The sequence below is a fragment of the Pseudoalteromonas sp. SWXJZ10B genome, assembly GCF_015864475.1.
Taxonomy (GTDB): domain Bacteria; phylum Pseudomonadota; class Gammaproteobacteria; order Enterobacterales; family Alteromonadaceae; genus Pseudoalteromonas; species Pseudoalteromonas arctica.
The window spans coordinates 85,567-100,525 of record NZ_JADYXD010000012.1; the positions used below are offsets into that span (position 1 = coordinate 85,567).

Annotated in this window: 11 protein-coding genes and 1 pseudogene; 8 read left to right on the forward strand and 4 right to left on the reverse strand. The window is 37.6% G+C overall.

Annotated features, from left to right (window positions below):
• Window positions 1–141 precede the first annotated feature (141 nt).
• Complete coding sequence (locus tag I6F54_RS12515; protein ID WP_197141595.1) at window positions 142–1,701, forward strand: BCCT family transporter; 1,560 nt, start codon at window positions 142–144, stop codon at window positions 1,699–1,701.
• A gap of 607 nt (window positions 1,702–2,308) precedes the next feature.
• Here the strand turns inward: I6F54_RS12515 and cysZ are convergent.
• Window positions 2,309–2,693: pseudogene (gene cysZ / locus I6F54_RS12520) on the reverse strand (sulfate transporter CysZ); the annotation flags it as partial.
• Window positions 2,694–3,421: 728 nt separating this feature from the next.
• On the opposite strand from cysZ, the gene I6F54_RS12525 reads away from it, so the two are divergent.
• The 6 genes from I6F54_RS12525 to speB all read left to right on the forward strand — a co-directional run bounded on the left by I6F54_RS12525 (window position 3,422) and on the right by speB (window position 11,614).
• The gene (locus I6F54_RS12525) at window positions 3,422–5,686 is read left to right on the forward strand and encodes a sensor domain-containing phosphodiesterase (RefSeq protein WP_197141613.1); all 2,265 of its coding nucleotides are present in this window, start codon (window positions 3,422–3,424) and stop codon (window positions 5,684–5,686) included.
• Between the two features lie 187 nt (window positions 5,687–5,873).
• Complete coding sequence (locus I6F54_RS12530) at window positions 5,874–6,335, forward strand: GNAT family N-acetyltransferase (RefSeq protein WP_165728892.1); 462 nt, start codon at window positions 5,874–5,876, stop codon at window positions 6,333–6,335.
• Window positions 6,336–6,578: 243 nt separating this feature from the next.
• Complete coding sequence (locus I6F54_RS12535; RefSeq protein ID WP_197141597.1) at window positions 6,579–7,448, forward strand: MYG1 family protein; 870 nt, start codon at window positions 6,579–6,581, stop codon at window positions 7,446–7,448.
• Window positions 7,449–7,525: 77 nt separating this feature from the next.
• Window positions 7,526–7,858 carry a YnfA family protein gene (locus I6F54_RS12540; protein WP_039489462.1) on the forward strand — a complete coding sequence of 111 codons (333 nt, stop codon included), beginning with the start codon at window positions 7,526–7,528 and terminating at the stop codon, window positions 7,856–7,858.
• Window positions 7,859–8,773: 915 nt separating this feature from the next.
• Window positions 8,774–10,687: a biosynthetic arginine decarboxylase gene (gene speA, locus I6F54_RS12545; protein ID WP_197141599.1), complete on the forward strand. Its 1,914-nt coding sequence runs from the start codon at window positions 8,774–8,776 to the stop codon at window positions 10,685–10,687.
• Window positions 10,688–10,690: 3 nt separating this feature from the next.
• Entirely contained in the window at window positions 10,691–11,614 is a 924-nt protein-coding gene (gene speB / locus I6F54_RS12550; protein ID WP_149613580.1) for an agmatinase, read from the forward strand.
• A 55-nt stretch (window positions 11,615–11,669) separates the two neighbouring features.
• Here speB and I6F54_RS12555 read toward each other — a convergent pair whose 3' ends face one another.
• From I6F54_RS12555 to I6F54_RS12565, 3 genes are all read right to left on the reverse strand, one after another.
• Window positions 11,670–12,035 carry a DoxX-like family protein gene (locus I6F54_RS12555; protein ID WP_197141615.1) on the reverse strand — a complete coding sequence of 122 codons (366 nt, stop codon included), beginning with the start codon at window positions 12,033–12,035 and terminating at the stop codon, window positions 11,670–11,672.
• Between the two features lie 181 nt (window positions 12,036–12,216).
• Entirely contained in the window at window positions 12,217–13,239 is a 1,023-nt protein-coding gene (locus I6F54_RS12560; protein WP_197141601.1) for a M48 family metallopeptidase, read from the reverse strand.
• 9 nt (window positions 13,240–13,248) lie between these two features.
• Complete coding sequence (locus I6F54_RS12565; protein WP_197141603.1) at window positions 13,249–14,358, reverse strand: YjgN family protein; 1,110 nt, start codon at window positions 14,356–14,358, stop codon at window positions 13,249–13,251.
• Window positions 14,359–14,752: 394 nt separating this feature from the next.
• Here I6F54_RS12565 and I6F54_RS12570 point away from each other — a divergent pair, with 394 nt between their 5' ends.
• Complete coding sequence (locus I6F54_RS12570; protein ID WP_008171772.1) at window positions 14,753–14,956, forward strand: DUF1656 domain-containing protein; 204 nt, start codon at window positions 14,753–14,755, stop codon at window positions 14,954–14,956.
• Window positions 14,957–14,959: the final 3 nt, after the last annotated feature.

The window sequence follows — 14,959 nt, forward strand, 5'->3', positions numbered from 1 at the left end:
TATGGCATTTTCTAAACTCGGAATAAAGTAAGATCGAAAGATAATTTAACCTTTTGATTCGCGTCGCTTCATTTCGTATTTAGGGTGGGTGTTGTGGTATGTCGCTATGTCGGTAACTAAAAATCCATCAAGAGACGATAAATGAGCACTACTGGAGTAACAAAACAACATGAGGATGAGCATTCATCTACAATAAAGTATTTGGTAGGGGTAGATATACCGGTATTTTTAATCAGTGGTGGCATTCTTGTGCTATTTGCTGTGCTAGCACTTTATGATATTGATTTGATGTCGGGCTGGATCAATATCGCCTTTGCTTTTTCTACTAAGACGTTTGGTGCCTTTTGGCAAATATTATTGCTTTCGACCTTTATAATTGGGTTGTTTTTAGCCTTTGGACGTACCGGAAAAGTGGTATTAGGTGGTTTAAAAAAGCCAGAGATTAACACCTTTAAGTGGATCAGCATTATTATGTGTACACTCCTTGCTGGTGGTGGGGTGTTTTGGGCTGCTGCTGAGCCCATGGCGCATTTTATTTCGCCGCCGCCAATTTTTGGTGGTGAGTCAGGGATTAAAGAGGCTGCATTTAATGCTTTAGCGCAAAGCTTTATGCATTGGGGGTTTTTAGCCTGGGCTATTTTAGGCAGCCTTACAGGCATAGTTTATATGCATTTACATTACGAAAAAGGTTTACCGCTTAAGCCACGTACTTTGTTGTATCCGGTATTTGGTGAGCGCGTAATGAAAGGCGCATTTGGGGCTATTGTCGATTCGTGTTGTGTTATAGCTGTAGTAGCAGGCACGGTAGGCCCTATTGGTTTTTTAGGGTTGCAAGTAAGTTTTGGTTTAGAAAAGCTATTTGGTATTCCAGATACTTACACCACTCAAGTGGCTATTTTATTTGGTTTAATTGCAATTTATACTCTATCTGCTGTAAGTGGCGTCACTAAAGGAATTCAATTACTCAGTCGCTTTAATGTAATTTTAGCCGTAGCGTTAATGCTGTTTATTTTGCTGATGGGGCCTACAGCTTTTATTTTTGATAGCTATATTCATTCGTTTGGGCTTTATATTAATAACTTTATTCCTATGGCCACTTTTCGTGCCGATACCGCCTGGTTAGACTGGTGGACGGTATTCTTTTGGGGCTGGTTTTTAGGGTATGGACCTTTAATGGCTATGTTTGTTGCACGAATTTCACGCGGCCGTACTATTCGCGAAATGATCACGCTTATCTCAATAATTGCTCCTGTTATTACTTGTTTTTGGTTTACGATAGTGGGTGGTTCAGGTATATTTTTTGAGTTAGCAAACCCGGGTGTTATTTCAGAACCCTTTGCGGGCTTAAATTTACCCGCTGCACTGTTGGCTATTACTGAGCAGCTGCCTATGGGCTTTGTTATATCGGTGTTGTTTTTAATTTTAACCACAATATTTGTAGCAACCACAGGTGACTCCATGACCTACTCGGTATCTATGGTAATGACGGGTAACGATCATCCGCAAACACCCGTTAGAGTGTTTTGGGGCATTATGATGGGGGTTATGGCAGCAATATTAATTTCGATAGGTTCAGGTGGTATTTCTGCACTGCAGTCGTTTATTGTAGTAACCGCCGTACCTGTATCATTTGTGTTGTTACCATCACTTTGGACTGCCCCACAAATTGCGAAAAAAATGGCTACTGAGCAAGGTTTATAAGCAATAGGTATTAAAGCTAAATAAAGGATTGATTGCCCAACGTGAGGTAATCAATCTTATTTATAGATTAGCGCCCCCTGCATCGAGTCTAGAGTGGTCGGGGTTTTCTACCAAGACCCCCATACCGAGATAATTTATTTTTAGCCAAATATCTTCGTCAATTTCGATCCCATGATTAACTGAGTGATTTTTGTTTTTTTCAATTTTTTCAGCGCTAATCATATAACTGTTATCACTTTGAAGTGAGGTAGTTAAATCGACCCTTGAACTACAAATAATGGTTAACGCTTGCTTGTCATCAGAGGTTATTAAGTTGGTTACACCGCGGCTATAGCTAGGGTAACGTCTACCTAAAACGCCCGCATAAAGTAATGCTAATACGACTAATCTGTATGTTCTTTTTATTATTTAGTGCACTTAATAGCGATAAGCCTAGTCCTAGAAGCAAAATAGGGGCGGGTATAAAAGCAGGATAAATCAATACTAAAATTGGCGTAGCAATAACCCCTAAGCCAAAACCAAGTAAACTTTGCAGTGCAGCAGCACCAGCAATAAGGGTTAAAGCAAGGATTAAAATTAAAGGCTCGGTGAGCATAATCACACAGCAAATAGGCATAACGATTAAGTTTATAAATGGTATAGCGGTTAATAACATAACAGCAAAACCAAATCCGTACGATACACCTTGCTTAGCTTTTAAATCGTCTTTCATCTGCTTAAAGTCAATTTTATGGTTATCAAACGCATAGTCTTCGTATTGCACCGCACACATCCAACACGTAAATAAACCCCATAATACTTGACCAATAAAACCCAAAGTAATATAAAAAATCCAATAGTGCATAGAGGGTAGTAGCACAGCTTTGTACACTCACGGGCAAGCATTCCAGGTACATCTTTAACTAATTCAGAAAAGCCATATCGCTAATTTTTTGGCCCGTTAAATAAAGCTCAACTTTTTCGCTTAATAAAGCATTGAATGGGGCTGTAATACCAACCTGCATAAATCTTTGATCAATTTAACGAATCAAATTGCACTACAACGTCGTTAAAATTTTTTTATTTAGAACAACTAGATACAAAAATTTTTGCCTAGTTCTAGCGTAATTTTCTTAACGTTAAATAGACCCCATATATAAGCAGATTGGTATAATAAAATTAGTGATTATAGTAAATAGCATGCTGTAGCCAAATAATACGACCAAACTGCGATTGGCCACATTAACCACTCAAGCCAGCTTAATCACTCGGGTAGTATGTTATTTATGTAGCTAAAACAGTCGCTTGACCAGAAAAATAAAAAACAACGAGCTACCAAATAGTAAAATATTAATTAAAAGCGGGATAAGCACAAAACGCTTTAACCCTTTTTGGCTAATTAATTTAAATCCCGAAAAAAATATTCCATACCTTGTATGATCTGCACAGCTACCTCAAAAAATATTTTCCATTTGCACTTGTATAAATAGCTGAGTAATTTTAAACAGTATTTTTAGGTAACAAAGTGTTAGCTTTAATGTTGCTATTTTGGTTATATGGTAACTACAGATGTTTAGTAATATGCAATTATGATTGATCAAAATAGGCCAGATTAGTTTTTTATTAATAAAATAATAAACTTACTAATCATGACTATACTGAACTTTACTACATAGTAAAAAAAGCATCTGCTTGAGGCTTTTGTTGTATCAATATGTATAAATAATGCGAGCAAGTGAAAATGGGTACGGACAGGTTAAAAAAGTTATTATCTCACCAGCAAGGCATTTTATCTAAAATTGCATTAGGGGCACCTTTAAATGAGGTGCTTACTGAAATTTGTTTATCGATAGAAAAAATTATGGATGATGAATCTGCTAGGTGTTCCATTTTATCAGCTAAAGGCGAGCAGCTTTTTCATTGTGCAGCCCCTAATATTCATCCAGAGTACTGTGGTTTGCTTAATGGAGTTTACATAGGGCCAAAAGTGGGTTCATGTGGTACTGCTGCATTTTCGAAATCGCGCATAATTGTAGAAAATATTGAAACTTCACCACTGTGGGTGGATTTTAAAGACTTAGCGTTAAAGTTTGATCTTAAGTCATGTTGGTCAACGCCTATTATGTCAACTCAAGCTGATTTGTTAGGCACCTTTGCTATTTATCACAGCAGCCCTAAAGCCCCATCAGAGCAAGAGTTAGAATTAATTGATTTTTTTGTACACTTTTCAAGTATTGCTCTTGAGAAAAGTAACGAATTTGAGAAGGCAAAACAGCTTGTCGCTAATTTACAGCACAGTAATGAAAAATTTAAAGCCTTTACCAAAGTAATGCCCGATCTCATCCTCATTTTAAGTGAAGACGGCATATATACCGATGTTTATGGTACTTCTAATGAGTTACTGCTTGATTCGACCATGGATATTATTGGTCAAAATGTTAAAGACTTACTTCCTCAAAAAGATGCGCAAATGATAATGGCAGTCATTGCAAAAACGTTGTCGACTAACGATATGCAAATATTTGAATATGAATTAAATGTCCCGAAGGGGAGTATAGTTTTTGAAGGACGAGCCGCTGCTTTAGATCATTACCATCCTGAGAACCCGACAAAACGGCATATTGTATGGATGGCCAGGGATATTTCAATAAGGAAAAAAGCAGAGCAAGAAGTTCATAAGCTTGCATTTTATGACCCACTCACCAATTTGCCAAATAGAAGAATGCTTAGCGATAGGTTAAATACGTGCGTAGAGAGCATCAAAAGTATAAAAAATATTGGAGCTTTATTATTTTTAGACCTAGATAACTTTAAGCGTATTAATGATTCGTTGGGGCACAGTGCTGGAGACGAAGTGCTTGTAGAGCTATCAAAAAGATTAAACGCCATAATCAAAAGCTCAGACACGTTAGCTAGAGCCGGTGGCGATGAGTTTATTATTTTACTTGAAGACATAGGTGAAAATACAAAGCAGGCAATTTATGAATGCGAATCCGTGGCAAAAAAAATCCAGAGCGTGTTTCATGATAATTTTGAAGTCGGCGAACTTGCCTTTCAAGTAAGTTGCAGCATAGGTATTTGCCTAATTGACAGCGTAAACGCACAAACTGACAATATATTAAAGTTTGCCGACACTGCTATGTATCGCTCTAAAAAGAAAGGCGGAAACAGCAGTAGCTTTTACGATCCAGCGTCGCAAACACTGCTTGAAAAGCAAACCGAGCTTGAAACCGACATTGTTAGAGCTATTGCTTCTGATGAGTTTTGTGCTTATTTTCAGCCACAAGTTAATACTTGCGGAGATATTATTGGAGCTGAAGCGCTAATTAGATGGAACCATCCGCAAAGAGGCCTTATAGCGCCAAATGAATTTATACCTATAGCTGAGCAGTACGGACTTATACAAAAACTACAAAATGCAGTATTACGCGATATATGTATTTTAATTAATGAACTTAAAGAAGCCAGCGCTATTGACGATTCGTTCAGTGTTTCAATTAATATTAGCCAAAGTCAGTTTAATTCATCAAATTTAAAAAAAGAGCTGTTTAGTACTATAAGTAAGTTTGATATTCCAGCTTCACAAATTAAGTTAGAAATAACCGAGTCGATGATCTCAAACGATATAGAATATACAATTAAACAAATGAAAGAGCTTATTGCTGCAGGTTTTATATTTTCTATTGATGACTTTGGAACCGGGTACTCTTGCTTAACGTACTTAAGTGCGTTTCCCGTTAAAGAATTAAAAATAGATAAAAGTTTTATAGATAAAATTTTAGACAATGACATTGGTTTTAATATCGCGCAAACAATTATTAGCTTAGGGAAAAGCTTAAATTTGGCCGTTGTTGCAGAAGGTGTAGAAACCGCTGAGCAATATGATTTACTTAAAAAAATGAATATTGATTCGATGCAAGGTTATTTAATCGCAAAACCAATGGATAAGGAGCGCTATTTAAAATGGCATAACGCTAAAAATAAGCCTCGCGATCTAATTACTTAAAGCTCAACGTGATTTAATAGCAATAATCTAACTACTCATTTTGAGATTGGATTGTTTATTGCTTTTGTTGATGAAATTTCACAATGCGGGCTCCCCTAAAGATTTTTTTGTTAAACAGTGCTAAGCTACGTCCGCTTAAATATATTATTTAAAGCTTAATAAACTTATAACAATGAATGGAAGCTTTATGCAGTTAGTTGATTTGAATCCAAGTGATCCCGATGTAGTTAACGTATTTGACGATATAGACCGACTTATAAATTCGTTGTACCCTGTTGCAACAGCTCAGTCTCTTGAGTTAGACGAATTAACCTCACCTAATGTATATGCTATTGGTTTAAAAACCGAAGAGGGAATTATAGCCTGCGGTGCGATTGTAGAGAAGTTTGATACTCAACCTTATGGCGAAATAAGACGTTTATACGTTAAACCAAGCCATCGTGGTAAAGGGCTATCGAGACGTATTATGCAAATTTTATTGCATCAAGCTGGTGAAAAGCAAATCCCGTTAATACGTTTAGAAACAGGCCCAAAGCAAATAAAATCTATCAGTTTATATGAAAATTTAGGCTTTAAACGTTGTGGTAGCTTTGGCTCATATGTCGATAATCCACAAAGTGTATTTATGGAACTAGGGCTTAGCCAATAAGTTAACTAGCTCTGCGGCATGTTAAAGTTTAACGTGTCGTAAATATCCTTCCTACAACCACCCATTATTACCTTGCAATAAACGCTATACTTAAAACTAATAACTATAAAAACTCCTTTTATAGCTAAGCAAAAAATACTTCACTGTTTTTAACACCTGTCTTCGTATAAAATCTGTCTCGATAATTAGTAATTAACTTACAAAGCGAGAATTTTTATCTTTTCTAATAGTAGCGATAAACCAATGAGCGAAATAACAGTAGTAACCCACAATGGTAATTTTCATGCAGACGACGTTTTTAGTATTGCGGTACTTAAACATATTTTGCCAGCGTTTAAGCTTGTTCGTACTCGCGATAAAGCGCTTATAGAAAGTGCTGATATTGTTGTTGATGTAGGCGGCGAATATAACCCAGATACAGGTCGATTTGATCATCATCAACGCGGTGGTGCGGGTGAGCGTGAAAATGGCACTCCTTATTCATCATTTGGTTTAATTTGGAAAAAGTACGGTTTAACGCTTTGTAATGATAATCAAGCAGTGGCAGATAGAGTTGACTCTGGTTTAGTATCGACTATTGATGCCATTGACTGCGGTTACGTAAAAGGTGTGGTTGAGGGCATAACGCTTAGTCAAACAATTTCAATGTTTAACCCTACATGGGAAGAAGAAAGTAACTTTGATACCTGTTTTGATGAAGCTGTTGAATTTGCAGCGCGTATGCTCGTTCGTTTTATCGCTTCAGCTCACGGTAGTGTTAATGCAAAAGAAATTGTTGCCAAAGCAATTGAAAATGCAGACGATGCCAGAGTAATCGTGCTTGAAAAGTACACACCGTGGAAAAAAACAGTCCATATTTTATCAAGTGACGCACTATACATGGTTTATCCGTCTCACTCAGGGCAGTGGATATTACAAACGGTGCCTGTTGAGCCTGGGTCGTTTGAAGATAAAAAATCGCTTCCTAAAGCGTGGTCTGGCTTATCTGATCAAGCGTTTGTAGATGAAACAGGTATTGATGATGCCGTGTTCTGTCACAATGGTTTATTTATAGCGGGTACTAAATCGTTTGAAAGCACAATGAAGCTTGCCACAATGGCGCTTAGCGAATAACAACGCAGATTCATAACGAATACTAAGCATAACAATTTATATAGATTGTTATGCTTGTTATCTTAGCGTGGAGCATTATGTTTGAACTAAAAACAATCGCACTTTTTACTATTACAGCCTTAGCAGAAATAGTGGGTTGTTATTTGCCTTACCTTTGGCTTAAGCAAGATAAAAGTATTTTACTTTTAATTCCAGCGGCTTTAAGTTTGGCACTATTTGCATGGTTGCTATCTTTACATCCTACTGCAGCAGGGCGCGTGTATGCAGCTTATGGCGGCGTATATATTTGTGTTGCGCTATTATGGTTATGGGTTGTTGATGGCGTAAAGCTTACTATGTGGGATATTATCGGTGGTTTAGTAGCACTGCTAGGTATGGCGATAATTATGTTCGCCCCAAAGTCTATTTGATTCAAAGACATGCCAAAGCTTACTCATAATGAAATCACCCTTGAGCTTCCTGAAAGCCGATTTTTTGAAGATATGTTTGGGGTAGACTACCCAGGTTATCTCCCTTATTGGCTTGCCTATATGAGCCCAAAAGAGAGGCAAGCGTACCTCTTAGCTAACAAAGTCAGAGTATATGGATATAGTTGATGAGATGTATAACGAAAGCTTTAATTGGCAAGAATGGTTACCTTACCCTTATTAAAACGTCACAAAATCCCGCACGCTAATTATCTATTTACTGTAATAAGATGCTCTAAAGTTTTAATTTGAATACCTAACTAGCGCTTTTTTCAAATAAGGAAAAAGATGAACATTTCATGTCTTGTGATTATTTTTGCATGTATAGCAGCTAGCTATCTTTTTTTTGCGTTTTTTATTTATAGGCTACCAAAACCCCAGCAGCAAAAATGTATTGAAGGTGAAATTGTATTTATTTTTATTGATATGAATACTCACTATAAGTATTGATGAACGGTTATGTTTTTTTAGATTGACGTTGAACGTTTTAGGGGGACAAATTTACCCATATATTAAAAAAAATATATATGTATTACTTAACCACAATAAACTGGCTGAACAGCCAGAAATATCGGGCGAAGAGGTTGCACTTCCTTAATTTACTCGGGCAGCTCATTTTTGCTAATAAAATTTATAATAAGTGATTTTAAAATTGTCACTTTTACAACTTTCCTTATCTTTAATAGTCATCAACGCCATATTTTATATACGCTAGAGAGCAATACGTGATTGGTCGTTTTATCAATATTAAAAATCACTCGTTACGAGTAAAAATACTTGTTGGACTTGAATGTCTATTTTTCTTTTAATGCGCGGCACTAGCCGAGTCGGCATTAATTAAATAAAAGAGAAAGATAAATGAAAGAAACAACATCACTAGAACAAGCTCGTACGAGCTACAATGTTCGTCATTGGAGCCAAGGTTTTTTTGGTATTAATGATCAAGGTGATGTGTATGTTGCACCCAAGGCTCATGCACCAGAGCAAACCATTGCATTAACAGATATCGCAAAGCAACTACAAGAGAAAGGTTTAAGCTTACCTGCTTTAGTTCGTTTTCCGCAAATTTTACACCATCGTGTACACAGCTTATGCGGCGCATTTAATACTGCGATTGAAAACTATGGTTACCCTAAAGACTACCTATTAGTTTACCCAATAAAAGTAAACCAACAACGTGAAGTGGTTGAAGAAATAGTAGCAAGCCAAGCACAAGTAGAAAAAAAGCAACTTGGTTTAGAAGCAGGCAGCAAGCCTGAACTACTTACGGTACTAGCACTGGCTGAAAAAACCAGCGCGGTTATTGTATGTAACGGCTACAAAGATAAAGAATACGTACGTTTAGCACTTATTGGCGAAAAGCTAGGTCATAAAGTGTATATCGTACTTGAAAAGCTTTCTGAGCTAGACATGGTACTTAGCCAAGCAAAAGAGCTTAACGTAAAACCACGCATTGGTATTCGTGTACGTTTAGCATCGCAAGGTAAAGGTAAATGGCAAGCGAGTGGCGGCGAAAAATCAAAATTTGGTCTATCTGCATCGCAAGTTTTGCATGTAGTTAATCGTTTAAAAGACGCAAACCAGCTTGATTTACTTCAGCTAGTACATTTTCACTTAGGGTCACAAATGGCGAACATTCGTGACGTACGTTTAGGTGTAAGCGAAGCGGCGCGTTTTTACTGTGAGCTACGTAAGTTAGGCGCAGAAATTGATTGCCTTGATGTAGGTGGTGGATTAGCTGTTGATTACGACGGCACACGTAGCCAATCGCATAACTCTATGAATTACAGCTTAGCTGAATATGCAAATAACATTGTGTACACCATTGGTGATACATGTAAGCAATATGAGCAACCAATGCCGACTATTATTTCTGAGTCGGGTCGTGCGCTTACAGCGCATCATGCTGTGCTTATTTCTAATGTTATTGGTACTGAAAGTTACACGCCAGAAGAGTTAGTAGCGCCAGCGGCAGATGCACCACTTTTATTAAAAAACATGTGGGCATCGTTTGTGCAATTAACTGATTTAACGGATGACCGTGCATTAATTGAAATTTATCACGACAGCCAAGGTGATTTAGCTGAAGCGCATAACCAATTTGCACTCGGTTTATTAGACTTAGCGCAGCGTGCGTGGGCTGAACAAATTAATATTCGTATTTGTTATGAACTTAACAAGCATATGGATAATAAAAACCGTTTTCATCGTCCTATTATTGACGAGTTAAACGTACGTTTAGCCGATAAGTTTTTTGTAAACTTTTCGTTATTTCAATCGCTTCCAGATGCATGGGGTATTGATCAGGTGTTTCCGGTATTGCCATTAAGTGGCTTAACTGAAGCGCCAAAAAAACGCGCGGTATTACTTGATATAACCTGTGACTCAGACGGCGCACTTGAGCATTACGTAGATGGGCAAGGCATTGAAAGTACATTACCAGTACCAGAGTTTAGTGCTGATAAACCATACTTAATGGGTTTTTTCTTGGTGGGTGCTTATCAAGAAATTTTAGGTGATATGCATAACTTATTTGGCGATACGCACAGCGCGATTGTTAATATGGATGAGCAAGGCGTTGCAAGTATTACCGAAATAAACCAAGGCGATACAGTTGCCGATATGATGCGCTATGTACATTTAGATGTTGAAAGTTTTCAGCAATCATACGAGCACTTAGTAAGCACTAAAATTGAAAAACACGAACAGCAAAGCGTTTTAGACGAGTTGCAAAGCGGCCTTGATGGCTACACTTATTTAGAAGAGTTATAAGCAATGTCGACTTTGTTTGGTCACGCAGATCACTCATTGTACTCAAATGGGATGACGTTTTTGCGTCGTCCTATGGTGCAAAATATTAATGCAATTGATGCAGACGTAGTGGTTTTAGGCTTACCGTTTGACTTAGCAACATCGGGTCGCCCAGGTGCACGTTTAGGTCCAGATGCGATTCGTCGTGCGTCGGTTCATTTAGCATGGGAAGACACTAAATACCCATGGACGTTTCCGTTATTTGAACGCTTAAAAGTGGCAGACGCAGGGGACTTTACTTACCCTGTTGGCGATCCTGAGTATTTCACTGCGCAACTAGAAATGGCTGCTGAGCAAATACTTCGTCAAGGTAAAACATTATTAGGTTTAGGGGGGGATCACTTTGTGACGCTTCCACTATTACGTGCTCATGCAAAAATACATGGCAAAATGGCATTAGTACATTTTGATGCGCACACAGATACCTATAGTAACGGCTCGCGTTTTGATCACGGCACTATGTTTTATCATGCGCCAATGGAAGGGCTAATTGATGTTGAACGCAGTATACAAATAGGTATTCGTACCGACTTTGATCAAAGTAAACACGAGTTTGCTGTAATTGATGCAATGCAAGCTAACGATTTACATGCAAATGATATTGCAGCGCAAATACTTGAGCGAGTAGGTGACTTACCTGTTTACTTAACGTTTGATATAGATTGTTTAGACCCTGCGTTTGCGCCTGGTACAGGCACTCCTGTGTGTGGTGGTTTAACGTCAGATAAAGTACTTAAAGTACTGCGTGCGCTAAAAGGCATAAACATGGTAGGTATGGATGTGGTAGAAGTATCACCTTCGTATGACCAAAGTGAGCTTACCGCAATTGCCGCAGCAACCATTGCGAGCGAATTACTGCATTTGTGGACGCATAAAAATAAGTACTAATTTTACAAATTAAATACTACAAAAAAGGGTATGCGCTTGCATACCCTTTTTTTACTTAGAGGTATCGATTATTCAGCAGTTTAATTTCCTTTAACCAAATAACGCTTAGCCCAATAAGAGGCAGGTTAGTAGTTACAGGGTTAAATGCTTCAATAAGTAATTGTGGCTGCATTACAACTACAGCGAGTAAAAGGCCAATTAACGCTAAAATATTTAAAATTATTAGGTGTTTATTTTTGTAAAACACAAATAAACACAGTCCAAATATAATTTCGCCAACACCCGCCGAACGTGTAATCAAGTCAGACACTTCTGCTGAAAAACCAGCACTGCCAGTCATTAATTTTTCAAGTGGCGCTACGTGATAAAGCTTTGGAAAAAAGCCGTGACTGATACTAACCCAAATAACTATTTGAACAATTTAACGTCCTAAATCAATTATTAACGTCGTTAAAAAACATTTATTTAGAACCACTAAACACAAAGTTTTTTGCCTAGTTACTAAATGATTTATTTATCGTTAAAATAGTCCCCATAGTTAATTGAATTAGTATATCCAACTTAAACTCACTATGTAGCGAGCAAGTTGAATATAACCGCGATTATTTCCTAGCATTATTAATACGCTCTTGTGCACTTGGGTGGCTAGATAAATACTCTAAAAAGTCATTTACTTTTTCGAGGTGCTCGTTTTCGCTGGTATGGCTTTCTTGCAGCGCTTCTATTGCATCAGCAAAATCATTACTCGAATACCCAAGCGACTCTAATTGTATGAGTGCAAAGGTATCTGCCTCGCGTTCCATATCACGTGAAAACCCTTGCTGAGCAAACGATGCACCCGTACCTAATGCAACCTCTGCAACACCTTCTAAATCACCAAATACAACCGCTAACACAATCGTACTTGCGGCAGATTGCGCTGTAATACGTACGCTATGCTGGTGGACTACATGGCCCATTTCGTGTAGCAATACCGCTTTTAGCGCATTGGGTTTATCGGCAAGTAAATTGGCTAACTCATCGGTGACGACTATACGCCCATGGGGTAGTGCAAACGCGTTAGCACCAAAGCTGTCTGATTTATAAAACGATAATCTATAAACTGATTGATCAAGCGATAACGCATTAAGCATACTTTTAAAGTGTGCTTGTACTTTAGCTTGTTGCTCTGCGGGTAGCTCACTTGGGTCAAGCGCAATTTTTTTAATAAGGGTAAAACTCTGCTCACCCATTTGCTCTACAACACTACGCGGTAGGGTATCAACACTATAAACAGCAATGGCAGGTACCGCTTTATAAAGTACTAACCACATAAACAGTGGCGTAAAAATTACGGCGGCTAAAATGGCCCATTTACTTTTTTCGAGGCGTTCCATTATGTGATGGTTATTTTCTTTAAATGGCCATCTGTAACTTACATCAAGTGGAATAAAACGACTGCCATCTTCAAAGTTTAGTTCGTCAGCAAGTCCTGCCATCCCCGAACTTAAATTAAGACTTGAGATTGCGTGGCGAGCAATAACATATTCATCGTTAATAATTTCAATGTGTGTGTCGCTAATAGTTGCAACACACACTTGATAATTACTCGATGCGATGGGAAAAAAATGTCCCTTTACATGCATAGTGAGCTCTTAAGTTAAAGAAAGGTCAATATCGAATACGTTTGCAGCTTCTTCAGCAAATGATGATTGCTGATCCTGCGCGGTATCAATCAGATTCAATGCACCAGGATAAATAGTGACGTTAGTTACATCAGCGAGCATTTTTGATGTACGCACTTTTGTCCATGGGTATGCAAGCCCTAAAGAAAATACAATAGCCAACATATTAGTGAGTAGTAAAACTGCGAAAGGAATGGGCTTTAGCTCTGATTTAAATGTAGCAACGCCTTCAAAATAGCTGTTATCAAAAATGTGATTTCTAATAGCGGCGTGCCATACAGCAGAAACAATGGCAATCATTAGCACGTAGGCAATCATCATAAATATAGGAAGCATAACCATAGCAGGGGAGTTTTCTAAGTTTTGTGCATTTTCAACATCTAATAAGTTGAGGCCAAATAATCCTAAAATCCCCATAAATACCACCATGGTGATAGAGCTCACCACAAAACAAATTAGCGCTGTTAGGTAATAGGTTTCGCCTTTTAGATTTACAGTAAGTTGTTTGTCGCCGTAACTAATGTTGCTATGGATATAGCTATCAATACGCTTTATAACATAAGGCATTAATAAATAAAGCGTAAATATGCTGGCGATAGGTAACAGTATAAAGTTAACAAAGGCTTCGCCATAACTGCCTTTAAAAGCAAAGCGAACATTACGATGGCGCGTCATACGCAAATTAAAACGTAAACCTTGGTTAATAATCCATGGCATTAAAAAGATAAAACCAATAGCAATAAACAGGCCTAGTATAGGCATAAAGCTAATAGAGAATGTATAAATAAAAAATACAATAACCGCTAAAATCCGACCTTTTAAAATTTGTATTGGCGTTGCTAGGTAGTCAAAACTATGACCATCTATGCGGGTGTGGCCGTAAAAATAGCGATGCGTACGTACTTTAGCCCACGCTGAGTATATGCCAAGCGTAATAACGCTAAGTAATATATTTACAATCCAAATTCCAAAAAACTCACCGCCTTTACCACTAAACTGCACTTTTCCGCTAAAAATTGGTTCAGCAGGCTCATTTATTGGTGGGGTTGTTTCAGATGGGGTAGGGTGTATTGATTCCATTAAAATTATATCCATGTTGTTTTTTTGTTAATTTACCCATTTTTAGTGCAAAATTCAATGTTTATAATTATCTCACCCTTCTGTAAACAGCTATAAATAGGCGTTTTAAGTATTGAGTTAAATACCCTAATACTTTTTTATAAATAAACCTCGCTGGTTTTATTTATTTGGCTGGTAACTGGGAACTTTAGCTTTTTAATATGCGATTTAGCTACTATACATAGTTAATTCTGCTTAAATGTAATGGCATTAATTATGTATTAAGCACACCTACGTACAATTAAGCTAATTGATTTATATGCCAAAATAATAGATTGTAAGAGTAGTGAGGATGTAAATTTATTTAGGTTTTACAGCTTTTATCACCGCTTTAAATAACATTAGGATATTTATTATGTTTCAAGCAGTCGTGTTAGGGGGATTAGAGTTTAGCCCGCTGATTGTTTACTTCCCAATTGCGTTTATTTTAACAGCGCTGACTCGTTTTGCTTTGCATCGACTAGATTGGCATGACCGTATTTGGAAAGTGGCTTGGTTTGAAGTGTCACTATTTGTTTGTTACTTGGCACTGGCCGTCTATTTACTAAGTGGAAGATAAATT

Coding starts and splice junctions, on each gene's coding strand:
- I6F54_RS12515 (WP_197141595.1), top strand. CDS start 142: ATGAGCACTACTGGAGTAACAAAACAACATGAGGATGAGCATTCATCT.
- I6F54_RS12525 (WP_197141613.1), top strand. CDS start 3,422: ATGGGTACGGACAGGTTAAAAAAGTTATTATCTCACCAGCAAGGCATT.
- I6F54_RS12530 (WP_165728892.1), top strand. CDS start 5,874: ATGCAGTTAGTTGATTTGAATCCAAGTGATCCCGATGTAGTTAACGTA.
- I6F54_RS12535 (WP_197141597.1), top strand. CDS start 6,579: ATGAGCGAAATAACAGTAGTAACCCACAATGGTAATTTTCATGCAGAC.
- I6F54_RS12540 (WP_039489462.1), top strand. CDS start 7,526: ATGTTTGAACTAAAAACAATCGCACTTTTTACTATTACAGCCTTAGCA.
- speA (WP_197141599.1), top strand. CDS start 8,774: ATGAAAGAAACAACATCACTAGAACAAGCTCGTACGAGCTACAATGTT.
- speB (WP_149613580.1), top strand. CDS start 10,691: ATGTCGACTTTGTTTGGTCACGCAGATCACTCATTGTACTCAAATGGG.
- I6F54_RS12560 (WP_197141601.1), bottom strand. CDS start 13,239: ATGCATGTAAAGGGACATTTTTTTCCCATCGCATCGAGTAATTATCAA.
- I6F54_RS12565 (WP_197141603.1), bottom strand. CDS start 14,358: ATGGAATCAATACACCCTACCCCATCTGAAACAACCCCACCAATAAAT.
- I6F54_RS12570 (WP_008171772.1), top strand. CDS start 14,753: ATGTTTCAAGCAGTCGTGTTAGGGGGATTAGAGTTTAGCCCGCTGATT.